This window comes from Cyanobacterium sp. (assembly GCF_054166785.1).
Genome location: NZ_JBSZCP010000054.1, coordinates 1 through 24,242 on the forward strand (window position 1 = coordinate 1; position 24,242 = coordinate 24,242).

The window sequence follows — 24,242 nt, forward strand, 5'->3', positions numbered from 1 at the left end:
CTCTTACTATGTTTCCAGTACAGGGGGAGTTACTATCGAAAAGCTCAAACAGTACATAAAGAATCAGGAAGGAGGGAAATAAAATTGGGTGTTGCTATCCTTCCCCAATCCGCTATGCTGAGATTGGGGACTGTCGCAACGGACGTTCAAAGTATAGCCTAGCAGAATTTTCCCAGATGGAATGGTAATCGGGTATAAGATATTTTTGAACAGCCAAGTAAGTGTTTATTTTTTCCCATTCAACCTCGTTTTTACACCCTTGCAGAAGTTCCATTTTTGTAAAAACTGATAAGTAATAATTTCTATGGGCAATAATCTTTTTTAGTCTTTCGGCTTTGACTTTTGATTTATCCCTTAGCACTTCAATCCAAATGGATGTATCAATCAATAACATAGCGATTTGTTCTTAGTTTATCGGTGCTAAGACCATCTATAAATTCTATTTCTCCTGCTAATTCTAAAAGGTCTTTGGGAGTTTGTCTTTTGACCAATTCTGCTAGGGCAAAGTTTACTAATTCTTTTTTTGTTCTCAACCCTGTCATGGCAAATCCTTGTTTTATTAGGTCTTCATCTAAGTCTATATTGGTTTTCATCGTATTTGTAATGTATGTCATGTATATCATTATATATAAAAGCCACTTAAAAAATATTATCCTTACTGAAATGGAAAAAAAAATTAAAACTATTTTGGTAACAAGGGGGTATCAGGATATGATAAACGCAATGTTTTAATGGAATTCATCGTTAATATAATTTTATGCAGTTAAATTTAAATACCTCTGGTTTAGTTCTCAAGCGTCCTGTTAATGTAAAGGTAATTGTTACCCCTGCATGGCAGGATGAGGCTCAAAAACAGTTACAAAATCAGGTTAATCAGATTGACTCTCAACTTGCTCAGCTTGAACAACAGGGACAAAGGGCGATCGCCGAAATCCAAAAACAAGGTAGTATTCAAGCAGCCCAACAAATTGAAAATATTAATCAACAGGTTAATCAGAAAAAAAATGAGCTTCTACAAAATAAAAATCAAATGTTACAGCAAATGCAACAGGTTCAATTATTAGAACTAGGGCAAGAGGTTGTACAGGCTCAAATGGAGAGCTTTTTTGAAGTCAAAGAAGGAGATAATCTTGTGGAAAAACTTAATGTAGAAGTTGTCCTCAGAGATGGAGTGATTGAGGAAATTAGAGGTAAAGTCTAATTCATTTTTTCTTCTTGCGGTAGGGCGATACACCGCCCACCAAAACAACTATTGTTTGTAACGGGGAAAAAATACTATTGCTATAATTCAATTATTGATCAAGTAAAGCTAAATTTATAAGCATAATTAATATGACTAGCAATAATTCTTCAAATCCTATTCAACAAGGTTTAAGAATCGCCATCGGTGCGACGGCATCAGCGGTGGAGACAATCCAAGATAGGGAGAGATTTAACCAAAAAATTACTGAACTAAGTAGAGATTTACAAGCTAGATCGGAAATATGGGCTCAAAAAGGGGCTTTAACGGAGGAGGAGGCGAAAAAAATGATTGAGGATTTTTTCAATCAAAAAAATAACCCTTCCACGGCTTCTAACAGTAGTCAGTCTGGTGGTTCAAATCCTTCTAAGGAAGATTTAAGAAGTTTAACCCAAGAAGTCATTAATCTTCGGGAAGAGTTAAATAAGCTCAATAGTAAATCCTCTGATAATTAAAATTATTTCAACATATTGTACTTTTATTTATTGGCAATGGGCTTAAGCCCATTGTTCGTTTTATTAGTATACTTTTTTTACGGATTTAGAACTAAACCCCTTAACCTTGAACAGACTTTGATAAAAAGATTAAATTAGTCTTAGTTATGGTTTCGTTTTGTAACAATGTAACTATGGACGTTTTTAGTAAAAAATAATGCCAGAAAAAAATAAATCTTCTGAAAATACTCTTTTAAAAAATTTACCCTTAATTGCTGGTATTTTAGGAGGCACTTTACTAATGATCAATCGATTAGTAACTCCTACTTTATTAGACTCTCAAGCTCGTTCTGATGCTCTGGGTATTATTCTATGTGCGATGTTATTATTGACCAGTATTTTAGCTAGACAAATTCAATCCGAACCTCCTCAAAGTGTTGTTTTAGAGGGGGAGGAAGGCTTCGAATTGAGGGATGATTTATCTGAAAATATTAAAACTGAATTAGCATGGGCTAGTCATTTAATTCTTAGTAATACGGTTACTAAATCTATACTTGTTTACTATCAAGAAAAAACTCTTTTAAGACGAGGAATTTTAGGAGTTCAAAAGGAGGTAGAAATTGGGCAGATTGTGGAAAGGGTGATCAAAACTCAAAAACCTGTTTATCTTGTGGATTTAAAACATTATCCGGGTAAAGTGGAGTTTAATTATTTCCCTGAAAATATACAGGGTTTAATTTGTTTACCTTTAAATGATTGTGGGGTAATGATGGTGGCTACTAATATTCCTCGTAGTTATACTAAGCAAAATGAAAACTGGATTAATGGTATTGGTGCCAAAATTGCCTTGAGTCTCAAAAATGAATATGGTTAAAGTATCCATAAAGAGGCGATCGCCCCTAGGGATATAATTAAACTAACCCATAAAAATTGATTATCCTTGGTGTTAACGGTACTTAAATCCACTAACTCTATTTGTCTTTTTGGCTCAATTTTGCGAGGGCTACTGGCTCGGCGATTAATAGGTAAACTAGACTTAGCATTGAGGTCAGGAATTTCCGTCATCCATTCCTTGGGGCGTTGCAACTCAGGGGCTTGGAGAATGTAGAGTAACCGTTGTGCTTGAATTTTCGTATCTACATGGGGATGAGTGCATAAATTTTGACAAAGGGCGATCGCACTTTTACCATCACCCACGGCCTGATAAGCATTAACAAGCCACATTTGCACCTCTCCCCCTAAACGACTATTAAGGGATACCAACTTACAAGCATCCTCTAAATATTTAACACTCTGGCGATATTGTCCACACTCAAAAGCAGACTTTCCTTGACTATATCTCTTGGTAAATTCTTCCTGTGCAAAAGAGTTCACAATAGTTGACTGGTTGAAAAACTAAACTACCCACCCCAACTATAAAAATTGAGAGTGCATAGTTGATTATATACTTTTGACTGATGGATTGGAGGATCAATTATTACCAAATTCTTCTCTCAAAGAATCATCATTCTCATCAGCAATACTAGCAACCAAAGTAATTATACGGGAAATTTCACTAGGATAAAGATCGGCAATGGTGCGCTGGGCGCAAACCACTATTTGATTATTAAAAATACTAAAACAAGTTTCAAAAGTACCGCTCCAATTAGTTTCCAATAATCTCCTCATCAACTCAGGTTCATTTTTAGCAGGTAAAGGTAAAACTACGGACCAAACCGTCAATAAATCATCATCACTTTCCCCCGTCAGTTGTACAAAAACCTCCACACTGCCATATTGAAATTTCCATAGAAAACCCTCATCATTTTTCAGCACCATGGCGCTGTCATTCTCTTCTAGGCTGTAGATTACTGTTTCAATTTCATCTTTATGATTAACTTTATAGCCATCCATAATCAAATTGTCTTCCATCGTAGATTTTCTCCCATTAACTTTACTCTACTTTTAAGGGCTTAGTCAGCACCACTCAAATATTAAACTAAATTGAGGTTGATTAAACAATGAACCTGTTAAATATCTAATTAAAGTATCCTAAATAAACTAATTTAAAGGTAAAAAATAGAGGACAAACCCTACATTTATTTTATTCATTATTTCTATGTTCCCATTACTATTTGTTATACGATGGAGAGTAATGGATTAATAAATATAACCACATAATTCATTAATATTTAAAAAAAGCATAAAAAAATAAAAAAAATGTAAAAAGTCATTTTAAACACAAACAGAGTCAAAAATAACTGTTACAATGGGAGGTATATTAATAATAATTTATTTCAATCAAGATTCAATAATATAAATCTATGGAAGCCAGTGGTAGGTCTAGAAACAATGAAGAAAGTAACCCTAGACAAATAACAGCAAATATTTTTGGAACTACGATCGCCCTTACAACCCTTATCGTACCATTACTATTAATTACGAACTTTTCAGAAGAAATACCCAATACCTCCCTACAAAATAGAAACATCATGACCCTAACTCGTTAAAATGAAATATGGAGGTGCAAAAGCCAAAAAACATTTTATGAGAGTTAAAATAAAACTGTTCGCCATCTACCAAGAAGTATATCAACAATCGGAACTAACCCTAGACGTGTGCGAAAAATCAGCGGTTAGGGATATTTTGCAACAAATGATTACTGAAAAATCAGCATTGCAACCATGGGTAGAAATTACCCGCTTCGCCGTCAATCTCCAATTTGTTTCCCCCGATTATATCCTTCAAGATGGTGACGAATTAGCTTTTATTCCCCCCGTGAGTGGAGGCTAAATCCGAAGCCATTCCCCCAGCGATGAATTATTTACCCCAATCTATTAAGATAGGTGAGGGAAAAAATAAGGAAGAAAAAGAGAAGATGACAAGAGTAGGTGTTATCGGCGGAGGGCAACTAGCATGGATGATGGCAAAAGAAGCCCCTGCCCAAGAAATTATTGTATCGGTGCAAACTCCCAAGGAAGATGATTCGGCGGTAAGTTTAGCCGATGAGGTGATATTGGCGCCCGTGGATTCGGTGGAAGGTACTCAAAAATTAGCTCAAAAATGTGACGTAATCACCTTTGAAAATGAATTTGTTGACCTTGAAGGATTACAAATTTTGGCAGAAAAAGGAGTTTGTTTTCGTCCCTCCCTCCGTAGTTTAGCTCCTTTATTGGACAAGTATGAGCAAAGATGTTTTTTAGAAAATCTTGGTTTGCCTGTGCCTCGATTTAAAAATTTTAAGAAAAAGGAAGACTTGGAAAGTTTTGGTTTTCCCGTGGTGCTAAAGGTGCGTCGTCACGGTTACGATGGACAGGGTACTATTATTGTGAAATCCCCCGATGAGTTAGATTCGGCGTTAAAAGTTTTGGGGAATGTACCTTTTTTAATGGAGGAGTTTATTCCTTTTGACCGTGAATTAGCGGTAATTGTCGCCCGTGGGGTGGATGGTGTTGTGTGTGATTATCCCGTGGTGGAAACCTATCAAAAACATCAGGTTTGTCGTTGGACTATTGCCCCTGCCAATGTTACCACAGCTCAGAGGGAAGAAGTAAAGGCGATCGCCCGTACACTACTCACAGCCCTAGACTATGTAGGAGTAATGGGCATTGAACTATTTTTAACCCAAGATGGTCGAATTTTGGTCAACGAAACCGCCCCCCGCACCCACAACTCTGGACACTATACCCTTGATGGTTGTATAACTTCTCAATTTGCCCTACAACTTCAAGCGGTGACGGGAAAACCCATGGGAGATTTAAGTTTTCGTCAACAGGGGGCAATCATGGTTAATTTACTCGGCTTAGATCATCCTAACCCCAACTATCAAAAAAAATTAGATCAAATTGCCCAACTAAAAGACGCTTTTGTTCATTGGTACGAAAAAGCTGAATCCCGCCATGGTCGTAAAATGGGTCATGTCACCGTCCTAACCAACCATGATACCATTCCCCATTCAAGGGCGATCGCCCAGCAAATAGAAGCTATCTGGTACGGCTGAGGAGATGTTTCTCCCCGGCAAGGTGGGGAGGTAAGACCCACCATTTTGAAAATTACCAAAATTCAACTATTTTACTGCTGAGGAGAATTTTGTTGGATAAAGCGGATAGACTCCTGGGAAGGCCAAAGCATAATTCTTTCTAATAACTCATCATCTCCCTGCTCAAGGGCTGAAATTACGCCCTCAAGGACAACTACTTCTATTTGTACAGAATTAGCTAACTCCGGTTGAGACTGTTTAAAGCCTTCTACTAAATCCCTTACTTGGGACTCTTCAAAAAAGAAAGGAATAAATTCTTGATCCCCTTGTCTAACGGTTAGATAACCTTGATCATTCCCCGCCGTAGCCACAAATAGGGGAACACCGCCACGGTAACCAGCATTTAACTGTCTAGCTTGTTCTACATCTGCCTGACGAGGTACATAGGCAAATCTGATGCCATCGGGTTGCTCTGCGTTAGCCTCTGACATTTCGTAAACTTCCCCTAAAGATACGGGAATAACCTGCACTTGTCCACCTAATTCGGGGTTATTTTGTTTTAACTGCTCTACAAAATTATTTGCGTCGGTTTTACTGATAAAAACTCCAGCTACTCTTTGATTATCATTTTCTCCATTGGTGGCGACTAACGGCGCCCCTTGATTATCGGCAATAGTAAAAACGGGGATTGATTGTAATTTCTCAACTATTACTTCTTGGGGAAGGGCGAGTAGTTTACCCATGGGGGCTAACCAACAACTCACCACGGTGGCACCTACTATACTTGCGTTACGAATAGTGTTTATAAAAGATTTTTTGTTTAACATAATCCCTCTCAATAAAAATTTAACTATGGGTTTTGACGAATAGCTTAATATATAGTTTCATCTAACCAAAAAGTTATCCATCTCATTCTACCTATATGAATAGAAAACAACAATTATTTGAGAGTGGAGGGAGAAGGCAAGGGTTTATATCAACCATTACCTAATACCTAATTATTATTCGGTGGGTAGTTCGAGGCAGTATCCAGCACCATATACTGTTTTAATATAACGGGGGCGACGGGGATCTGGTTCTAGTTTTGTCCTGAGATGGCGCACATGAACCCTGATAGTTTCAATGTCATCATTGGGATCATAGCCCCATACTTCCTTGAGAATATCACTGGGGGAAACCGTTTGACCATGTCTTTGTAATAGACAGTGAAGTAGTTCAAATTCAAGGTGAGTTAGTTTTATGGTTTTGTCAAACCAAATTACTTCAAATCTTTCGGGTACGATGGTTAAAGGCCCATAGTTAAGTATCTCACTATGTTTGGCACTCTGGGGGGTGCGATCGCTCCTGCGCAATAAAGCCTTAACCCTTGCCAACATTTCCTCCACTTCAAAGGGTTTGGTGAGGTAGTCATCAGCCCCTGCGTTAAAACCTTCTACCTTATTTTTTGTTTGAGCCAACGCCGTCAACATTAGTACGGGGATATTTGCGGTGCGCTCATCCCTTCTCAACCTTTGACAAACGGTAAAACCATCTACTTTGGGTAACATCAAATCTAACATAATTAGATCTGGTTGTATTTGAAGGGCTAGGGCTTGACCTTTTATACCATCTTCTGCTTGGGATATATCATACCCTGCCATTTCTAGGTTAATGGCTACTAATTCTGAGATCGCTGGATCATCATCAATGACCAATATTCGAGACATTCTATATCAAACCTTTTGTTATTTTTAGCTAAAAATCGTTTTATTAAGAAATTCTAAATTGTTATCTTATGTAACCGATTATAAGCAATATTACGAAAGGTGAACATTTTTTATTTATTAAGTTATGATAATTTGGGGCGATCGCCCGTTAATTTATAATTAATATAATCAGCTAAGATGCGATCGTGGTCAAAACAAAGATTTTGAGGCATCTCCCAAAGGGGAAAAATCCCTGCATTTAAAGCATCATCATCGGCCTTTGGCTCCCCCTTAGCACGGGCAATAAATACAATACTAATGGTATGTTTACGTTTATCCCTCTGGGGATCAGAATAAACATAGAATTGCTCGATTAAATCAACCCTCAAACTGACTTCCTCCAGGGCTTCCCTCACAGCACTCTTTTCCACCGACTCCCCATAATCCACAAACCCCCCGGGAATAGCCCACCCCAAAGGCTCAAATTTACGCTCAATCAAGACAATGGGAGCAAAGGGCTTGTTTTCAAACCGTGGGGCAGACTCAGGGGCCATGGAAATCCTGTCAACCATTTCAATGATAATATCCACCGTGGGAGCAGGATTTTTATAAATAACCGTATCTACATCTAGCACAATGGGATTTAACTAATAATTTCTAAATAATCATGTAACTGTTGACGGGTGTTGGGCTGTCGCAATTTTTGGATAGCCTTAGCCTGAATTTGTCTTACCCTTTCCCGTGAGAGTTGCATCATTTCAGCGGTATCACTGAGGGAGTAAGTTTTTCCATCTTCAAAACCATAACGCAGACGTAAAATTTTGGCTTCCCTTTCACTCAGACTACTTAATAAAGTATTGACATCTTGACGCATGGAAATTAACATCAAATTTTCTTCGGGGGTAGCCGAATCCGTTTCAATTAATTCTACTAACTCGGTGTTATAGTCTTCCCCTACCTTGGTTTCAAGGGAAATAGAACGGGGAATCTGGTTGAGAAAACTTCGTAGTTCAAAGGCACTCATCTCCATTTTTTCGGCTAATTCTTCCGCTTTCGGAGTTCTACCAAGGGCTTGGGATAGTTGCCTTTGGGTTTTTTTCAATAAGTTCAATTTTTCGGTGATGTGGATGGGAATACGGATAGAACGGCTCTGGGTGGCGATCGCCCTGGTCATCCCTTGACGAATCCACCAATAGGCATAGGTACTAAAATGATAACCCTTGCGATAGTCAAACTTTTCCACCGCTTTCTCTAAACCCAGAGTACCCTCTTGGATTAAATCTAGTAAATCTAAACCTCGATTTTGATACTTCTTGGCAATGGAAACCACTAAACGCAAATTTGCATTAATCATGTGTTGTTTAGCACCCTTGCCCGTGGACAATATTTCCTCTAACTCAGGCACTTCTAACTTAGCTAACTCCGCCCATCTTTCCATACCACCCTGCAAAACTTGCTCTAACTGAAGCGATGTTAAATTAAGCTCTGCACTCCATTCATCCAGACTCGGAAACCGTGACAATTGTTTTGATAAAGACTCATAAAACTCCAAAGCATTGATATAGTCTTTAATTTTTTCCTCCCCTTTGTGTTTGTCTCGTAAATCAAGGAGTTTTTTGGAGGAGCGAACTTTTCTGGCTAAATCGATTTCTTGCTCTTTGGTTAAAAGTGGAATCCGCCCAATATCCCGTAAATAGAGCCTGACAGAATCTCTTGAATTTGGAGGATGGTGGACGGACTGATTTTTTTCCGAAAAAGTCACCGTAGGAAGTTTTGCTGAAGAAGACGACGAAACAGAGGATAACCCATGAGAAGACGAGGCTTGAACATTTTCTCGGTGAAAATAAAACTTTGACATAATCGCTGTTCTTTTCCTAATGTGACTTATTCGATTTCTCTCAATATACACCAAAAAAATTTTTTCGCTACATTTTCCGTAAAAAAACTTTAACTTATTTTTATTAACTCAAACTTCTAATGGCCTCCAACAAACCCTTCGCCTTATTAATGGTTTCCTGATATTCCTTCTCTGGGTCAGAATCTGCCACCAATCCAGCCCCTGCTTGAAGATATACACGGTGGTTTTCCGCTCCTTCTCCTTTTTCCACAATCATCGTACGAATGGTGATGGCGGTATTTAGCTGACCTTCAAAATCATAATATCCATACACCCCAGAATAAGGCCCCCTTCTTTCAGGCTCTAACTCATTGATAATTTCCATGGCTCGGATTTTAGGGGCACCACTGACGGTACCTGCGGGGAAAGCGGCTTTGAGTAAATCCCAAGGAGTATATTTTTCTTCCAACTCCCCTGTAACATTACTAACAATGTGCATTACATGGGAATAACGCTCGATTACCATTAATTCATCAACGGTAACAGTGCCTTTATTACATACCCTACCCAGATCATTCCGTCCTAGATCCACCAACATAACATGTTCTGCTATTTCTTTAGGATCTTTCAGTAAGTCTTGGGCAAGAGCTTGATCTTCTTGAACCGTTTTACCCCGAGGGCGAGTCCCTGCAATGGGGCGTAGGGTAGCAATGGTTTTACCTAGTCCATCTTTTTCGGCTTTTACCATCACTTCGGGGGATGAGCCGATTAATTGCCATCCATCAAAATTATAAAAAGCCATGTAGGGGGAGGGGTTAATTAACCGCAAAGAGCGATACAACTCAAAGGGATCTCCGTCATAGTGGGTTTGTAGTCTCTGAGAAATAACTACTTGAAAAATATCCCCTGCCTTAATATATTCCTGTGCTTTTTTGACACTGGAGCTAAATTGTTCTTTGGTCGTATTACTTTGATAATTTTCGTTATTCCCTGTGACATTAGAAGGTTTGTGGGGATTAAACTCTAGGGGTTTTGCCGTGGTGGGAAGGGGTAACTGTAATTTGAATACCAATTTATTTAATTTAGCGCAAGCCTGTTCGTAGATTTCTTCTAGGGTAAGGTGTTTTTGTCTTAAGTCTGCATAGGCGATCGCCCATATTTTACGCTTAACCTGATCAAAAATCAAAAGATTGTCCACCTGCATCCAAATACCATCGGGTAAATCCCCTTCCTTGGGAGGATATACCTTAACCTTTGGCTCAATCCAAGAAATCAACTCATAACCCCAATAGCCAAACAAACCGCCAATATCGGGGGGAAGTTGGGGTAAATGCACTGGCTTAATAGATTCGAGGCAACTAGCAAGAATATCGAAAGGATTACCTGTAAAAACTTCTACCTTACCTTGCCGATGGGTTTTGGTGGTATGATGTCCCCTAGCTTCGAGTATCCAAACGGGATCACAACCCAAAAAACTATAGCGTCCTAAATTTTCTCCACCTTCTACCGATTCCAATAAAAAATTGTAGGGTTGATCCGCACACACCTTATACCAAGCGGAAACAGGGGTTTCTAAATCCGCCACTAATTCTTGATATACAGGAATAAAATTTCCTTGGCTGGTTAATGAGCAAAATTCATTGAAATCAGGGTAAATCATCTATTACCTAATAGCGTGTGAGAAATATACAATCCCAAATTCTACCATAAAAAAGATAGGCAAAAACCACAAGGTAAGAGATGATAAATAATTAGTAGGGAAAATGAAATATAGACAGAGGAGTAGTCAACCCCCTCTCAAAATTACAACCATCAAAATAATCTTGTGTGGTGTTGCTTATTTTGTCTTTTACCTACTATTTATTGCTAATCCCAGCCAAAACGGTGGCAGCCTGTTTCCACCTGCCCGTGCGACGCAGTAGATTAGCAGCCTTGAGTTTATTTCCTGCATTTAACCATGCTTCAATGGCGAAATCCAACTTATCACCCCCTTGTTTTTCACAACAGAAAGCGATTTTATCCCAACGGGATATTTTTCGCCAACATTCCTCCGCTAACTCCCACTTTTGGGCTAACTCATAATTTAATCCTGCTTTTTCCTCTTTCTCTTCCACATCGGTTTTTAACCATGTTTGGGCTGCTTGATAATACATTTGTCCTTGTTCAAGGGCGATCGCACCTTTTTCTAAATTACCATCCTTTTCCCAAGCCTCGAAAGCTCGTAACCAATGGCTTCCCTTCTCATAAGCCTGTGCAGAAGACGACCAATTTTGAGCCAAACTCCATGCCTCTCCAGCCTCCATCCATTTCGACTGTTGCTCACAAGTATAGGCAACCCTTTGCCAGTCCTTTAGCTCTTTCCAACATTTTTTAGCCTCTGCATATGCCGAAATTTGTTCGTATATTTGCCCCGCTTTCATCCATTCTTGGGCTTGTTCATAGGCATAACCTACTTTTTGCCATTTTTGTTGTTTCTCGCAGGTATATGCTAATTTTCGCCAATTTTCCAACCTTTCCCAAAGACTTTCCGCCCTTTCCCAAAAACCACCATTTTCATAGCACATCGCCGATTTTTCCATCTCTCCTGCCTGTAACCAAGCCTTACCAGCATTTTGCCAACTTTGCAACGACTCCCAAGTTTTCGCCGCTTGCGCCCACCTATCTAGCTTTTGCTGACAAATGGCCACCTTATTATAATTCTTCAACTTTTGCCAACAATCTTGGGCGTTTTCCCAAAACTCCCCCTGTTGAAAAGCGAAACCAGCCTTTTCTATTTCCCCAGCCTTTAACCAAGCCTGCCCGGCATTTTGCCAAGCCTTTTGTTTCTCGCCACAGATTGCCACATTACTATAATTTTGTAACCTTAACCAACAATCTTGGGCATCTTGCCGCAACTCTCCCCGCTGAAAAGCTAAACCAGCCTTTTCTATTTCACCTACCTTTAACCAAAACTCCCCAGCATCCTGCCAAGCCTTCTGTTTCTCACAACAGATTGCTACTTGACGAAAATCTTTTAATTTTTGCCAACAAATTTTTGCTTCTTGCCAACTGCCATCCTCCTGATAACAAAGCGCTGCTTTTTTTATTTCCCCTGCTTCTTCCCAAGCCTTACCCGCATTAAACCATTTATTTTCTTTTTCCCAAGTTTGGGCAGCCTTTTGCCAATCCCCTTGAGACTCTGCCATTCGGGCTAAACTTTCAATATTTCCTACCTGTTGCCAACAATACTCGGCTTCTTGCCATAACTGCGCTTTCTCATAACAGGGCGCGGCTAATTCTAACTGATTAATTTTAGCCCATATTTTTGCTGACCTTTCCCACTCTTGTAAGTCTTGCCAAATTTGGGCGGCTTCTGCCCATTTTTCTTGGGCTTCACAAGCCTTTGCCACTTTTAGCCAATTAGATTCTCTTCTCCATAATATTTCTGCTTTTTCCCAGTTTTTCACTTTCTCATAACAAAGGGCGGATTTAATGAGGGGGTTAACTTCTTCCCAAGCCTGGGCAGCTTCTAACCACTTACCCTGTCTTTCACAACACACTGCCACACAAGCCCATTGTTTTAATTGTCGCCATCCTTTTTCTGCTTTTTCCCAGTCTCTTGCCAACTCATAACAGCGGGAAGCGTTGGGAATTTGTTGTAATTTTTGCCAAATATCTCCTGCATCTAACCATTTCCCTTGTTTTTCACAGGCGATAGCTACTTTTGCCCATTTTTGTAGGTGACGATAAATTTGTTCAATTTCTTCCCAATGGTTACCTTTTTCATAGGCAATAATTGCTTTGTCTATCTCCCCTTGTTTTTCCCATGCTTCCCCTGCTAGTTGCCATTGCCCTAGGGTTTGCCAAATTTGGGCAGAGGTTTCGTATTTTTCTAACTGATAACAGGTAAAGGCTACTTTTTGGGGATTATGGAGTTGTTGCCACAATTCTAAGGCTGGTTGCCATTGTTGACATTTTTCATAGGCAAGGGCAGCTTTTTCTATTTCCCCTATGTTTTGCCATATCTTTCCTGCTTCTAACCATTTATTCTGATATTCGCAGGTAATGGCTATTTGGGGCAGTTGATTTAATTCTCGCCAACAGGTTTCCGCTTTTTCCCATTGTTGACATTTTTCATAGGCAAGGGCAGCTTTCTGGGTTTGATTTTCCATTTCCCAAGCAAATCCAGCCCTTAACCATTCCCCTAACTGTTGCCAAATTTGGGCGGATTCTTGCCATTTGTTTTGACATTCACAGGCGATGGCTATTTGGGGCAGTTGATTTAATTCTCGCCAACAGATTTCTGCTTTTGCCCACTCCATGGCGTTTTGATAACAATGGGCGGCGGATTCAATTTCTTGGGCTTGGGTGAAACAATGGGCAGCTTTTTCCCATGCTTTTAATTGTTGCCAAATTTCTCCTGCTTGTAACCATTTTTGTTGTTTTTCACAACTTAGGGCAATTTTTTCTGGTTGGTTTAATTTTCGCCAATAGTTTTCTGCTTTTTGCCATTGATGACATTTTTCGTAGCATAGGGCGGTTTTTCTTAGGTTGTTTTCTTTTAGCCAATTTTGGGCGGCGGTTTCCCATGCCCCTAATTTTTCCCAAACTTGGGCGGCTTTTTCCCACATGGCTAATTTTTCCCACATTCTTCCTGCGGGGGCAAGGTTTTGTTGCTTTAGATAGTATTCTTCGGCAAGGAGATAGTTTTCTTGGGCTTTCTCTGGTTGGTTATCTTCTTGATAAATGTCGGCGATGGTTTCCCATTGTCTATTTTCTTGGAGACAACGGATATAACCTTGGATGTTTTGGGCTTTTTGGTAGCAAATTCCTGCGAGGGTATGTTGATGTTTTTGGGCGAGGTAGTCGGCTTTTTCTTGCCATTCTTTTAGGGTTAGGTTTGCCCATTTTTCTAGCCAGAGATGGGGGTGAATTTCTTGCCAAGCTAATATGGCTTTATCCCATTCTTGTTGTTGATGCCATAATTCCCCTGCTAAATCCCAGTTTCCCTGTTGTTGGGCGATGGGGGTATCGAGATATTTTATTTTTTGATGGTTACTTAGGGTTGCATAACATTGTTGGGCTATTTGCCATGCGCCTTGTTGGCTATAGTTATGGGCGAGTTTTTCGATTTCTTCTCTATTTTTTTGATTGAGCATCGGGGCGATCGCCTTTAGCCCTGATTTATGGATATAATTTTGTAGGATGGGATAGTGTTCAAAAATATCATAGTCATTTTCATAGAAGAAAATTTTATCTTTGACGGCGTTAAGACAGGGGTATAAATATCGTTGAATAAGTTGAGATAATGAGGGGGGGTTTACTCGATTTAGGTAGCTAAAAAAATTCCAAACTATAATTTGATTAAATTCGTAGTTATTAATCTGATGAATGGTTAAGATTTGGGCTGTTTTTTTATCTAAGTTTTCTACTTGATTTAAAAGGGTTTGTTTTTCTTCTAAACTAGGTACAATGATGACGGTATCAGGTTGTAATTCTTCTAGGGCAGCAATCATCGTATCATGGGAGGATACTAGCCAATGGCAGTTTTCAATGGTGTTGATAACATGGTTAATTTTAGGTTGGTATTCTATTTTGTTGGTTAAGTCAACGATAATTTTTTCTAACTCGATTAATTCATGGTTATCTGTTTGGGCAACGGTTAAGGTTAATGGTGTTTGAAAATGGTTGTCTTCTCCTTCTAAATTTAAGTCATCTAAAATATGGTTAAAAATGTTATTTAATTTTTCGTTAACAGGTAGTTGATTTTGGTGTAGGAGGGCTTCATCATAGGTAAAAACAACTTTGGCTTTTTGTTGCTGAGGATTAACTTTTACTAATCGCAAAAGTAACTGTAAAGATAAGTCACTCAGGTTATGAATATCATCCACAAAAACGATGTCATATTCTCCCCTAAAATAGGAGGGCAATTTATTTAATGTTATCTGGGTTAAGTCTGCTAAATCCCAATATTTATTTTCCTTTAACCAGTCTTGATATTTTTCGGCAATGCGATATATATTATCTGCTTCTAGGTTCGATACTTTTTTGGTTTTCTTGTTATTTTCTTCGTAGTAATCATAGACTGAAATTAATCCTTTACTACTAAAAGAATAGTTCACACTTCCTTTGATAATATATTGGATTTCTTCCCACAAATAAATAATTTCAATTTCAGGTAAATCCCAGTCACTAACAAATAATTCCCTAAATTTATTGTAATCGATTAAGTGCGATCGCCTGTAACTATTTTCAGGAATTAAACTTAAGTTGCAAGCCGTATTTCTAACCAAATCAATGTAATTATTAATAGGTAGATTATGGGTAAATTCTTCCGTTAACTGTTGATAACTATTTTCTAAGCGATACTGACTAATACTATCGGTACTAACTACTACCAAATCTTGGTACTGATCCTGTAAACTAGCATTAAAAGCCTTTAACAATAAATTTTTAGTCTTACCCATTTTCCCATTACCCTTCAATAGTAAAGGCAAAGGTGCTTGGGTGATTTTTATTTGTTCCTCTGAAAGTAAAAGAGATAAACTAATGTTATCATCTTCACTTACCATCAGATGAGGATAAAAGTCATTGGGTTTGATGGCAAAATCCTTCTCACTAATTTTTACACTACCTTTACCTTGAAAAATTTTTATATGCTCAGGTTTCAAGGTAATATTATTTTGCTCAGTATTAATATCAATATCAACAATTTGATGGGCAAAATTATGAGTAACAACAATCGCTTGTTTTAACTTAGTTTTATCGGAAATACTGAGAAACTTAATAATTTTTTGTTCATTCTTCACCACCGAAATAGCAATTAATTCGAGACGATAATTATAGTTAATGCGGTGAATCGTATTCAAATTATCCTTCGCTTTTCGATTAACTCCTTTAGCAAAAGAAGGATTGTCAATAATCGCTTCAAAATATCCTAGTAAATCTGCCTTTAGAGACGTAGGCAAACTATTCATTTTTTGATAAAGTTTAAAATCGATACTGAATAAATAGTTATTACTAGGATTCATGATATTGATAGTAGATGGTTATGTTTTATTGTAGATGAGGGTATTAAAAGTAAGCTGTAGTAAATAAAAATCGAAACTAAAAGGCAAAAATTCCCAAACAAAGAATAGTTAAATAAGTGTCAATAGTTGATAGTTTATGGGTTCGGCTATGGGTTTGAGAATTAAGTTTAGCACAATTCATGGACATTTATTCTTGATTATTGACAAGGGCAAAAGACAACAGCTAACAGGTAAAAGACAATGGGTAACAGGTAAGGGGCAAAAAGCAAGGGGCAAAAGGGAAGAGGTAAAAGGGCAGAAGTAATAAAAAAATGTATTTTATAATTGTAAAAAATGGTATGAGAAACTAAATTTTGTTTTGCAAGTAATGGTTTTTATAGCCTAAGCAAACAGATTTTTAAAACTCTTTAAATCAATGATAAAATAGTAAGTCTCATTACTTATAAATTGAGAAAATATGGTACAATAATTTTATAAAAATAAATAAAAAGATGAACAGTTTAATTTTATTTTGGCATAGAAAAGACTTGCGAATAAATGACAATGTGGCTTTATGGGAAGCTACTAAGAAAAGTAAAAAAATAATTGGTTTATTTTGTTTAGACCCAGATATTTTAAACAGAGATGATATTGCCCCCGCCAGAATAAAATATATGCTGGGCTGTTTAGATGAATTGACAAGAAACTATCAAGAAAGGGGAGGAACATTTTTAATCTTTAAAGGTAGTCCTAAAAATATTATTCCTAAACTAGCCCAAGAATTGAATGCTGAGTCAATTTTTTGGAATAAAGATGTGGAGCCTTATAGTCGAAATAGAGACAGAGAAATCGCCAATATTTTAAAAGAAAAGAAGATAAATTATAGTGTTTTTTGGGATCAATTAATGCACCCTCCGGGGGATGTTTTAACCAAAAGCAATAATAGCCCCTATAGCGTCTATAGTCCTTTTTGGCGTACTTGGGAAAAATTAGAAAAACAGACTCCTTTTCCTGCCCCGTCATCCCTTGTGGGTTTAGATGAAAAAGAGCAGAAAATTGTTCATGAATTGGGGGCGGTGGACTTACCCAATGCTAAAGAATTAGGATATGATTGGCAAGGGGATTTAGTATTAGCACCCGGGGAAAAATCTGCCCGAGAAAGATTAGAATATTTTTGCTCCGATTTATTGGTAAACTATGACCAAAGTCGTAATTTCCCTGCTATGGATGGTACTTCTTTACTAAGTGCTGCCCTTAAGTTTGGTGCGATCGCCCCTAGAACCATTTGGAAAAAAACCGTAGAAGAATGGGAAAACACCCAGAGTGAAGAAGCACGGGAAAATATCACCGCATGGCGTAAAGAATTGGCATGGCGAGAATTTTATCAACACTGTCTCTATTTCTTCCCCGAATTAGCCGAAGGTGCATATAGAGAGCATTTCAAACAGTTTCCTTGGGAAAATGATGAACAAAAATTTCAGGCATGGTGTGACGGCAAAACAGGTTATCCCATCGTCGATGCAGCCATGCGTCAACTCAACGAAACAGGGTGGATGCACAACCGCTGTCGTATGATTGTAGCCAGTTTTCTCACCAAAGACTTAATTATTGATTGGCGCTGGGGTGAAAAATATTTCATGCAAAAACTCTACGATGGTGACTTGGCGGCTAATAATGGGGGGTGGCAATGGAGTGCCTCTAGTGGAATGGATCCTAAACCGTTGCGCATTTTTAACCCGTCTTCCCAAGCTCAAAAATTCGACCCAGAAGCCCAGTATATTCGCCAATGGTTGCCCGAAATTAGATTTTTGGACACAAAAGACCTCGTAACAGGGAAAATAACCCCTATGGATGCTAGAAGCTATGGATATGCAACCCCCATAGTTGACCACAAAGAGCAACAACGGAAATTCAAGGCTTTATATGCTCAGGTTAAAGGGTAGTGGAAGAATAATGATGTAAACTAGATATTAGTTTTCGTCACCATAATTAAGCATGACCATTTTAACTGTTCAATCTCTCAAAAAAGACTTTGGCATCAAAGAAATCATTAAGGATGCTAGTTTCAGCATTGAAGATAACGACAAGGTGGGCTTGATTGGGGTGAATGGCGCTGGAAAGTCAACCCTCCTCAAAATGTTGGCAGGAATTGAACCTACTGACGGGGGGGAAATGGTGACAAAGTCGGGGGGGAGAATTATCTATCTACCCCAACAACCAGATATTAACCCTGACCATACGGTATTAGAACAGGTGTTCGCTGATTGCGGGGAACAAATGCAGTGGATAAAGGAATATGAGGATTTATCCCACCACATAGCCCAGGCAGATGAAGCCACCCAAGAGCAGTTGATGGGGCAATTGGCAAGGGTTACGGAAAAAATTGACAGTCACAATGCTTGGAATTTGGAGGCGGAGGCAAAAATTATCCTCGATAAGTTGGGGATTCAGGATTTTGATGCAAAAATGGGCAGTCTGTCGGGGGGTTATCGTAAACGGGTTGCCCTAGCTTCGGTGTTGATGGCTGAACCTGATTTATTATTAATGGATGAGCCTACTAACCATCTTGATGCGGAGTCGGTGGAGTGGTTACAGGAGTATTTAAAACAGTTTACGGGGGCGATTTTCCTCATTACCCACGATCGCTATTTTCTTGATCAAGTAACTACTCGTATATTAGAGGTAGATAGGGGAGAAATTTTTAGTTATGCGGGAAATTATAGTTATTACCTTGAGAAAAAAGCCCTAGCGGAGGAGTCTGATGCTAGTAGTCAGCGTAAACACCAGGGGGTATTACGCAGGGAGTTGGAGTGGCTTAAAAGAGGTCCTAAGGCTCGTAGCACGAAGCAAAAGGCAAGGATCGATCGCATCTCCGATATGAAGGATAAGCAGTTTCGGAAGGCTCAAGGGAAGGTGGAAATTGATACCCCTAGTCGTCGTATCGGCAAAAAGGTAATTGAGTTACACGGTATTGGCAAGAGTTATGGCGATCGCACTTTAATTAATGATTTTACCTATATATTTGAACCCGATGACAGGGTGGGTATTATCGGCGGAAATGGGGTAGGAAAATCAACCCTCATGAATATGATAATGGGTAAAATCGAGCCTGATGAGGGTTATGTGGATATTGGGGGAACTATTAAAATTGGTTATTTTGACCAACATTCCGATGATTTAATTACCGCTAAAGAAAATCAATTAAGGGCGATCGAATATATTAAAGAAGTAGCCACCTACATCGAAACCTCCGACGGTAGCCAAATTAGTGCAGGTCAACTCCTCGAAAGATTTTTATTTACCCCCAATCAACAATACGCCCCCATCGAGAAACTATCAGGGGGAGAAAAAAGACGCTTATTTTTGCTCAGGATGCTCATTAGTAATCCTAACGTACTAATCCTCGATGAACCTACCAACGACTTAGACGTACAAACCCTCGCTGTTTTAGAAGAATATATCGAATCCTTTAAAGGTTGTGTCATAGTAGTATCCCATGATCGTTACTTTTTAGATCGCACCGTGGAGACAATTTTTGCTTTCCAACAAGACGGCACATTAAAGCAATATCCGGGTAACTATTCCATTTATTTAGAGTATAAAAGAAGACAAGAAGCCAGAGAAAAAGAAGTATTAGAGGAAATTAAAGCCGTTGAAAAAAACAAGAAAAAACAAGAAAATAGTAACAAAAAAGAAACTAAAAATAAAAAATCAAACAAAAAACCATCTAACTTTGAACTCAGAGAATTAGATAAATTAGAAACTAAAATTATCCCAAATTTAGAAGAACAAAAAGCGGAATTAGAGAAACAATTATATAAAAGTCAAGAATTAGACTACGAAGATTTACAGAATCTTACCCAAAAATTAGCCACTATTAACCAAGAATTAGACACCGCCACTGAAAAGTGGATGGAACTATCGGAAATGTTAAATTAATTCTAATATTTAAATTATTCCTTCTTAAAAAAAATTGGGGGATAACTTTATATTTTCCGGGCATAATAACTGCTCCCTTTTATATACAAAAAATATTTAGGATTGCTATTTTTGTTCCATAATTACCTTCAAGCAAGATAACTGCCATTGAGTGTACAACCTAAAAAAAACCTAAAGAATAGTCACACAAACATAATAAATCCGTAACAGATCGAGAAAATTATCTTATCCTAGGAACTAGATGATTAAATTATCGAACAAGATTAGGATAAATAATTGTGAATATTCCAGGTAATATTATCACGCTGATAGCAGGAATTGCTCTAACCCTGATCAGTTTGTGGTACGGACAAAATCATGGTCTGATGCCCATAGAAGCATCTCAAGGAGCACAAGACGTTGACGAATTATTTAACCTAATGATGACCATTGGCACGGGATTATTCCTCATTGTAGAAGGGGTAATTGTCTATTGCATGATCAAATTTAGGCGTAAAAAAGGAGATCAAACCGATGGGCCAGGCATCGAAGGAAATGTACCCCTAGAGATTGTCTGGACTGCTATTCCTACGGTAATTGTCTTTATTTTGGCATTATATAGTTTTGAAGTATATAACGGTTTGGGGGGTTTAGATCCTGAAACTTCCAGAGATTATCCCCAAGAAATGCAGATGGCCCAGGGTAGCAATCAAGGAAAAATGGTTGCCTATAATCCTCACCAAGGACATTTATCTTTAGGCATTGGTAATGCTAATGCTGATATGGAGGTGGATGTTAATGGGATTCAGTATGCTTGGATTTTTACGGGGCAGGATAATGGCATTGTTTCTGGGGAACTTCATGTGCCTGTAAATAAGCGGGTTAAGTTAAACATGAAGGCTGGGGATGTTATCCATGCTTTTTGGGTACCTCAGCTTAGGTTAAAACAAGATGTTTTACCGGGTAGGGATTCTAATTTGACTTTTACCGCCAATAGGGAGGGTAAATATCCTATTATTTGTGCGGAGTTGTGTGGCCCTTACCATGGTGGTATGAAAACTTTCCTCTATGTCCATAGTGAGGAGGAGTATGAGCAATGGGTACAGGATAATACTTTCGCTAATGCCCAAGAAAAGGCTGATACCATAGCAAGTTTATCGGCACCGATGACGGATGAAAGTCGTTTAGAAATGCACTCCCATCATTTAGGTATTGATGAGGATGTTTTGAAACAATTGATAATTGATAATTGACAATTATGAGGTTTTATGATCTTAGTGTAGTGTCTGTATTAACTGTTTTTTTGTGAAAACATTTTTATTTTTCTACATTTTTAATCCTCAGTATCATACCTAAACTTTCTCGTTAATAATCTTTTGTAGTTTCTCAAAATTTTTCATAGCAATATTTTTTTTATGACGACAAACAGTATTTCGAAAAATACGCACCATAAGGAGCGTAAGTTAATTGATTACTTTACTTTTAATACAGACCATAAGGTAATCGGCATTCAGTATCTGGTAACTTCGTTTTTGTTTTATTTCATCGGCGGAGCTTTTGCGGAGGTAGTGCGCACGGAGTTGGCTACCCCTGATCCTGATTTTGTTTCCCCTGAGTTGTATAATCAGATTTTTACTCTCCATGGTACGATTATGATCTTTTTATGGATTGTACCTGCGGGGGCGGCTTTTGCTAATTATCTGATTCCGTTGATGATTGGTACGGATGATATGGCTTTTCCTCGCTTAAATGCGATCGCCTTTTGGATGATTCCTCCAGGGGGTATTTTATTATTAAGTAGCTTTTTGGTGGGAGCGCCCCAATCGGGCTGGACTTCTTACCCTCCCCTCAGTTTGATGACGGGGAAATGGGGGGAAGAGTTTTGGATTTTAAGCCTTTTATTATTGGGTACATCGTCCATTTTAGGGGGCATAAACTTCGCCACCACTATCCTTAAGATGCGTATGAAGGATATGGATTTGCACAGTATGCCCCTATTTTGTTGGGCTATGTTGGCAACTTCTGCCCTCATTTTACTTTCTACTCCCGTTTTAGCAGGGGCGTTAATTCTCCTTTCCTTTGATTTGATGGCGGGGACAAATTTCTTTAATCCCTCTGGTGGTGGAGATCCTGTGGTGTATCAACACCTATTCTGGTTCTACTCTCATCCTGCGGTATATATCATGATTTTGCCTTTCTTTGGCATTGTCTCCGAGGTGATTCCTGTACACTCCAGAAAACCTATTTTTGGCTATCGTGCGATCGCCTATTCCAGTTTAGCCATCAGCTTTTTAGGGTTAATCGTCTGGGCTCACCATATGTTTACCAGTGGTACTCCTGGATGGTTAAGGATGTTTTTCATGGCAACTACCATGTTAATCGCTGTACCCACAGGCATTAAAGTATTTAGCTGGTGTGCCACCATGTGGGGCGGAAAAATCGAACTCAATAGCCCCATGCTATTCTCCATTGGTTTTCTATCATCCTTCCTTATCGGCGGCATCACAGGGGTAATGGTAGCTTCTGTACCCTTCGATATTCATGTCCATGATACTTACTTTATTGTGGGACATTTCCACTATGTATTGTTTGGAGGTTCAGCCCTCGCCCTATTCTCTGGGTTTTACCATTGGTTCCCCAAAATGACAGGGAAAAACTATAATGAAGGTTTAGGACAACTACACTTTATCCTTACCTTTGTGGGTTTAAACCTTACCTTTATGCCCATGCACCAGTTAGGCCTAATGGGGATGAATCGTCGTATCGCTTTATATGACATCGAATTTCAACCCTTAAATCTTCTTAGCACCGCTGGGGCTTATACCATGGCAATCTCTACCCTTCCTTTTGTGATTAACGTCGCATGGAGTTTATTTAAAGGTACTCAAGCCGAGCGTAATCCTTGGCGAGCCCTTACCCTCGAATGGCAAACCGCTTCTCCTCCCATTATCGAAAACTTTGAGGAAGAGCCTGTGTTGTGGAGTGGCCCCTATGATTACGGTATCGATGATGAATCGGATTATGGAGAGGAAACTGTCTCGGATATGTTGGCAGATGTAGGGGTGAAGTAATTGAGAATTGATAGTTGATAATTGATAATTAAATTTTGCTTAATTTTATCTTGCTACTTATCAATTATTTGAGTAATTTATCATTAGACATCTCCAAAAATTAATATTTTTGCACCGTATTTCGGGCTTCTAGCCCGATTTATGGACAGATATATTAATAAAAATAAACCTCATAGAAAAAATTATGCACATTCTAAGAAAATAAGTAATTATGCAAAGTACAGATATAAATTCACAAGTTACCGTAGGTTATGAAAAAGAAGCCGAGGGCGAACATCATGGACATCCAGATTTAAGGATGTTTGGTTTAGTCTTGTTTCTTATTGCTGAGAGTATGATCTTTTTTGGTCTTTTCAGCGCTTATATGATTTATTATGCCACCATGCCTGAATGGCCTACGGGGGGTATTGAGTTGGAGTTGCTCTTACCCGGTATTAACAGTATCATTCTAATTTCTAGTAGTTTTGTCATGCACAAGGGGCAAAGTTGCATTAAAAATAATGATGAGAAGGGTTTAAAACTCTGGTTTGGTATTACCGCTGCCATGGGTTTTATTTTCCTAGCTGGACAGGGTTATGAATATGCCACCACTGGTTTTGGTTTAACGGATAGTCTTTTTGCTAGTTGTTTCTATGTGTTAACTGGTTTCCATGGGTTACACGTTGCCGCTGGTTTATTGTTTATTTTGGCGGTTTTATGGCGATCGCGCGAAGCGGGACATTATTCGGCGGATAGTCATTTTGGCGTGGAAGCAGCGGAGTTATATTGGCACTTTGTGGATGTGGTTTGGATTATCCTTTTTGGTTTGGTTTATCTTTTACCGTTGACTTAGTTGTCTTTCTAGTCGGCTATTTAAAATACCCCACTGTTTGACGGGTGGGGTTTTTTTATCAAAAAAAATGGGTTTAAAACCCTGTCATTGATGACGGCTTTAGATTTCTTGATCGTTAGTATAATGCGCTATAGTAAAGATGCAGTAATGTGCGTAAGGTATTCAAGGGATTGACTTCCCTAGCTTCTTTCGTCGGGACAAATATCGCCCAAGAAAATGTAATGGTGACGCGCTTGGTAAGTTAAAGCATTGATAGCAAAGTCGAAAAAATAAATAAA

The 24,242-nt window shown here is 38.6% G+C and carries 22 protein-coding genes and 1 pseudogene; 13 read left to right on the forward strand and 10 right to left on the reverse strand.

Annotated features, from left to right (window positions below; all coding sequences use genetic code 11):
• Positions 1-82 (forward strand): annotated as a pseudogene (locus ACXITR_RS11120) (IS200/IS605 family transposase); the annotation flags it as partial.
• A 30-nt stretch (positions 83-112) separates the two neighbouring features.
• Here the strand turns inward: ACXITR_RS11120 and ACXITR_RS11125 are convergent.
• Positions 113-394: a PIN domain-containing protein gene (locus tag ACXITR_RS11125; protein WP_457997290.1), complete on the reverse strand. Its 282-nt coding sequence runs from the start codon at positions 392-394 to the stop codon at positions 113-115.
• Positions 381-593 carry a type II toxin-antitoxin system VapB family antitoxin gene (locus ACXITR_RS11130; RefSeq protein ID WP_457997291.1) on the reverse strand — a complete coding sequence of 71 codons (213 nt, stop codon included), beginning with the start codon at positions 591-593 and terminating at the stop codon, positions 381-383. Before ACXITR_RS11130 ends, ACXITR_RS11125 begins: the two co-directional genes overlap by 14 nt.
• Positions 594-757: 164 nt before the next feature.
• Here ACXITR_RS11130 and ACXITR_RS11135 point away from each other — a divergent pair, with 164 nt between their 5' ends.
• The 3 genes from ACXITR_RS11135 to ACXITR_RS11145 all read left to right on the forward strand — a co-directional run bounded on the left by ACXITR_RS11135 (position 758) and on the right by ACXITR_RS11145 (position 2,548).
• The gene (locus tag ACXITR_RS11135) at positions 758-1,201 is read left to right on the forward strand and encodes a YlqD family protein (RefSeq protein WP_457997292.1); all 444 of its coding nucleotides are present in this window, start codon (positions 758-760) and stop codon (positions 1,199-1,201) included.
• Positions 1,202-1,332: 131 nt separating this feature from the next.
• Positions 1,333-1,695: a hypothetical protein gene (locus ACXITR_RS11140; protein WP_457997293.1), complete on the forward strand. Its 363-nt coding sequence runs from the start codon at positions 1,333-1,335 to the stop codon at positions 1,693-1,695.
• 196 nt (positions 1,696-1,891) lie between these two features.
• Positions 1,892-2,548, forward strand: a complete 657-nt coding sequence (locus ACXITR_RS11145; protein ID WP_457997294.1) for a cofactor assembly of complex C subunit B — start codon at positions 1,892-1,894, stop codon at positions 2,546-2,548.
• Here ACXITR_RS11145 and ACXITR_RS11150 read toward each other — a convergent pair.
• Both ACXITR_RS11150 and ACXITR_RS11155 read right to left on the reverse strand, forming a co-directional pair.
• Positions 2,545-3,048, reverse strand: coding sequence for a tetratricopeptide repeat protein (locus tag ACXITR_RS11150; protein ID WP_457997295.1), 504 nt, complete (start codon positions 3,046-3,048; stop codon positions 2,545-2,547). The genes ACXITR_RS11145 and ACXITR_RS11150 overlap by 4 nt on opposite strands.
• A gap of 96 nt (positions 3,049-3,144) precedes the next feature.
• Positions 3,145-3,585 (reverse strand): YbjN domain-containing protein, encoded by a 441-nt coding sequence (locus ACXITR_RS11155; protein WP_457997296.1) that lies wholly within the window; start codon positions 3,583-3,585, stop codon positions 3,145-3,147.
• 392 nt (positions 3,586-3,977) lie between these two features.
• On the opposite strand from ACXITR_RS11155, the gene ACXITR_RS11160 reads away from it, so the two are divergent.
• The 3 genes from ACXITR_RS11160 to ACXITR_RS11170 all read left to right on the forward strand — a co-directional run bounded on the left by ACXITR_RS11160 (position 3,978) and on the right by ACXITR_RS11170 (position 5,653).
• Positions 3,978-4,163 (forward strand): hypothetical protein, encoded by a 186-nt coding sequence (locus tag ACXITR_RS11160; protein ID WP_457997297.1) that lies wholly within the window; start codon positions 3,978-3,980, stop codon positions 4,161-4,163.
• A gap of 37 nt (positions 4,164-4,200) precedes the next feature.
• Positions 4,201-4,446 (forward strand): MoaD/ThiS family protein, encoded by a 246-nt coding sequence (locus tag ACXITR_RS11165; RefSeq protein WP_457997298.1) that lies wholly within the window; start codon positions 4,201-4,203, stop codon positions 4,444-4,446.
• Positions 4,447-4,531: 85 nt separating this feature from the next.
• Positions 4,532-5,653 (forward strand): 5-(carboxyamino)imidazole ribonucleotide synthase, encoded by a 1,122-nt coding sequence (locus ACXITR_RS11170; RefSeq protein WP_457997310.1) that lies wholly within the window; start codon positions 4,532-4,534, stop codon positions 5,651-5,653.
• Positions 5,654-5,724: 71 nt separating this feature from the next.
• Here the strand turns inward: ACXITR_RS11170 and ACXITR_RS11175 are convergent, their stop codons facing one another.
• From ACXITR_RS11175 to ACXITR_RS11200, 6 genes are all read right to left on the reverse strand, one after another.
• The gene (locus ACXITR_RS11175) at positions 5,725-6,459 is read right to left on the reverse strand and encodes a Tic22 family protein (RefSeq protein ID WP_457997299.1); all 735 of its coding nucleotides are present in this window, start codon (positions 6,457-6,459) and stop codon (positions 5,725-5,727) included.
• A 174-nt stretch (positions 6,460-6,633) separates the two neighbouring features.
• Positions 6,634-7,338 (reverse strand): response regulator transcription factor, encoded by a 705-nt coding sequence (locus ACXITR_RS11180; RefSeq protein WP_457997300.1) that lies wholly within the window; start codon positions 7,336-7,338, stop codon positions 6,634-6,636.
• Positions 7,339-7,460: 122 nt separating this feature from the next.
• Positions 7,461-7,889: an NUDIX domain-containing protein gene (locus tag ACXITR_RS11185; protein WP_457997311.1), complete on the reverse strand. Its 429-nt coding sequence runs from the start codon at positions 7,887-7,889 to the stop codon at positions 7,461-7,463.
• A 71-nt stretch (positions 7,890-7,960) separates the two neighbouring features.
• Positions 7,961-9,175 carry an RNA polymerase sigma factor, RpoD/SigA family gene (locus ACXITR_RS11190; protein WP_457997301.1) on the reverse strand — a complete coding sequence of 405 codons (1,215 nt, stop codon included), beginning with the start codon at positions 9,173-9,175 and terminating at the stop codon, positions 7,961-7,963.
• Positions 9,176-9,278: 103 nt separating this feature from the next.
• Positions 9,279-10,814, reverse strand: a complete 1,536-nt coding sequence (gene trpE, locus ACXITR_RS11195) for an anthranilate synthase component I (protein WP_457997302.1) — start codon at positions 10,812-10,814, stop codon at positions 9,279-9,281.
• A gap of 196 nt (positions 10,815-11,010) precedes the next feature.
• Entirely contained in the window at positions 11,011-16,164 is a 5,154-nt protein-coding gene (locus tag ACXITR_RS11200) for a hypothetical protein (protein WP_457997303.1), read from the reverse strand.
• A gap of 136 nt (positions 16,165-16,300) precedes the next feature.
• Between ACXITR_RS11200 and ACXITR_RS11205 the strand changes: the two genes are divergently transcribed.
• The 6 genes from ACXITR_RS11205 to ACXITR_RS11230 all read left to right on the forward strand — a co-directional run bounded on the left by ACXITR_RS11205 (position 16,301) and on the right by ACXITR_RS11230 (position 23,964).
• On the forward strand, positions 16,301-16,468 hold the full coding sequence (locus ACXITR_RS11205) for a hypothetical protein (protein ID WP_457997304.1): 168 nt from the start codon (positions 16,301-16,303) through the stop codon (positions 16,466-16,468).
• A 187-nt stretch (positions 16,469-16,655) separates the two neighbouring features.
• Positions 16,656-18,086 carry an FAD-binding domain-containing protein gene (locus ACXITR_RS11210; protein WP_457997305.1) on the forward strand — a complete coding sequence of 477 codons (1,431 nt, stop codon included), beginning with the start codon at positions 16,656-16,658 and terminating at the stop codon, positions 18,084-18,086.
• A 52-nt stretch (positions 18,087-18,138) separates the two neighbouring features.
• Positions 18,139-20,082 (forward strand): ABC transporter ATP-binding protein, encoded by a 1,944-nt coding sequence (locus ACXITR_RS11215; RefSeq protein WP_457997306.1) that lies wholly within the window; start codon positions 18,139-18,141, stop codon positions 20,080-20,082.
• Positions 20,083-20,360: 278 nt separating this feature from the next.
• Positions 20,361-21,314, forward strand: coding sequence for a cytochrome c oxidase subunit II (locus ACXITR_RS11220; RefSeq protein WP_457997307.1), 954 nt, complete (start codon positions 20,361-20,363; stop codon positions 21,312-21,314).
• A 162-nt stretch (positions 21,315-21,476) separates the two neighbouring features.
• Complete coding sequence (ctaD, locus tag ACXITR_RS11225; RefSeq protein ID WP_457997308.1) at positions 21,477-23,132, forward strand: cytochrome c oxidase subunit I; 1,656 nt, start codon at positions 21,477-21,479, stop codon at positions 23,130-23,132.
• 211 nt (positions 23,133-23,343) lie between these two features.
• Positions 23,344-23,964: a cytochrome c oxidase subunit 3 gene (locus tag ACXITR_RS11230; protein ID WP_457997309.1), complete on the forward strand. Its 621-nt coding sequence runs from the start codon at positions 23,344-23,346 to the stop codon at positions 23,962-23,964.
• The last annotated feature ends 278 nt before the right edge of the window (positions 23,965-24,242 follow it).

Bases quoted from the DNA above. Each gene is read 5' to 3' on its own strand.
- ACXITR_RS11125 (WP_457997290.1), bottom strand. From the start codon at position 394: ATGTTATTGATTGATACATCCATTTGGATTGAAGTGCTAAGGGATAAA.
- ACXITR_RS11130 (WP_457997291.1), bottom strand. From the start codon at position 593: ATGAAAACCAATATAGACTTAGATGAAGACCTAATAAAACAAGGATTT.
- ACXITR_RS11135 (WP_457997292.1), top strand. From the start codon at position 758: ATGCAGTTAAATTTAAATACCTCTGGTTTAGTTCTCAAGCGTCCTGTT.
- ACXITR_RS11140 (WP_457997293.1), top strand. From the start codon at position 1,333: ATGACTAGCAATAATTCTTCAAATCCTATTCAACAAGGTTTAAGAATC.
- ACXITR_RS11145 (WP_457997294.1), top strand. From the start codon at position 1,892: ATGCCAGAAAAAAATAAATCTTCTGAAAATACTCTTTTAAAAAATTTA.
- ACXITR_RS11155 (WP_457997296.1), bottom strand. From the start codon at position 3,585: ATGGAAGACAATTTGATTATGGATGGCTATAAAGTTAATCATAAAGAT.
- ACXITR_RS11160 (WP_457997297.1), top strand. From the start codon at position 3,978: ATGGAAGCCAGTGGTAGGTCTAGAAACAATGAAGAAAGTAACCCTAGA.
- ACXITR_RS11165 (WP_457997298.1), top strand. From the start codon at position 4,201: ATGAGAGTTAAAATAAAACTGTTCGCCATCTACCAAGAAGTATATCAA.
- ACXITR_RS11170 (WP_457997310.1), top strand. From the start codon at position 4,532: ATGACAAGAGTAGGTGTTATCGGCGGAGGGCAACTAGCATGGATGATG.
- ACXITR_RS11175 (WP_457997299.1), bottom strand. From the start codon at position 6,459: ATGTTAAACAAAAAATCTTTTATAAACACTATTCGTAACGCAAGTATA.
- ACXITR_RS11180 (WP_457997300.1), bottom strand. From the start codon at position 7,338: ATGTCTCGAATATTGGTCATTGATGATGATCCAGCGATCTCAGAATTA.
- ACXITR_RS11185 (WP_457997311.1), bottom strand. From the start codon at position 7,889: ATGGTTGACAGGATTTCCATGGCCCCTGAGTCTGCCCCACGGTTTGAA.
- ACXITR_RS11190 (WP_457997301.1), bottom strand. From the start codon at position 9,175: ATGTCAAAGTTTTATTTTCACCGAGAAAATGTTCAAGCCTCGTCTTCT.
- trpE (WP_457997302.1), bottom strand. From the start codon at position 10,814: ATGATTTACCCTGATTTCAATGAATTTTGCTCATTAACCAGCCAAGGA.
- ACXITR_RS11200 (WP_457997303.1), bottom strand. From the start codon at position 16,164: ATGAATCCTAGTAATAACTATTTATTCAGTATCGATTTTAAACTTTAT.
- ACXITR_RS11205 (WP_457997304.1), top strand. From the start codon at position 16,301: ATGGGTTCGGCTATGGGTTTGAGAATTAAGTTTAGCACAATTCATGGA.
- ACXITR_RS11210 (WP_457997305.1), top strand. From the start codon at position 16,656: ATGAACAGTTTAATTTTATTTTGGCATAGAAAAGACTTGCGAATAAAT.
- ACXITR_RS11215 (WP_457997306.1), top strand. From the start codon at position 18,139: ATGACCATTTTAACTGTTCAATCTCTCAAAAAAGACTTTGGCATCAAA.
- ctaD (WP_457997308.1), top strand. From the start codon at position 21,477: ATGACGACAAACAGTATTTCGAAAAATACGCACCATAAGGAGCGTAAG.
- ACXITR_RS11230 (WP_457997309.1), top strand. From the start codon at position 23,344: ATGCAAAGTACAGATATAAATTCACAAGTTACCGTAGGTTATGAAAAA.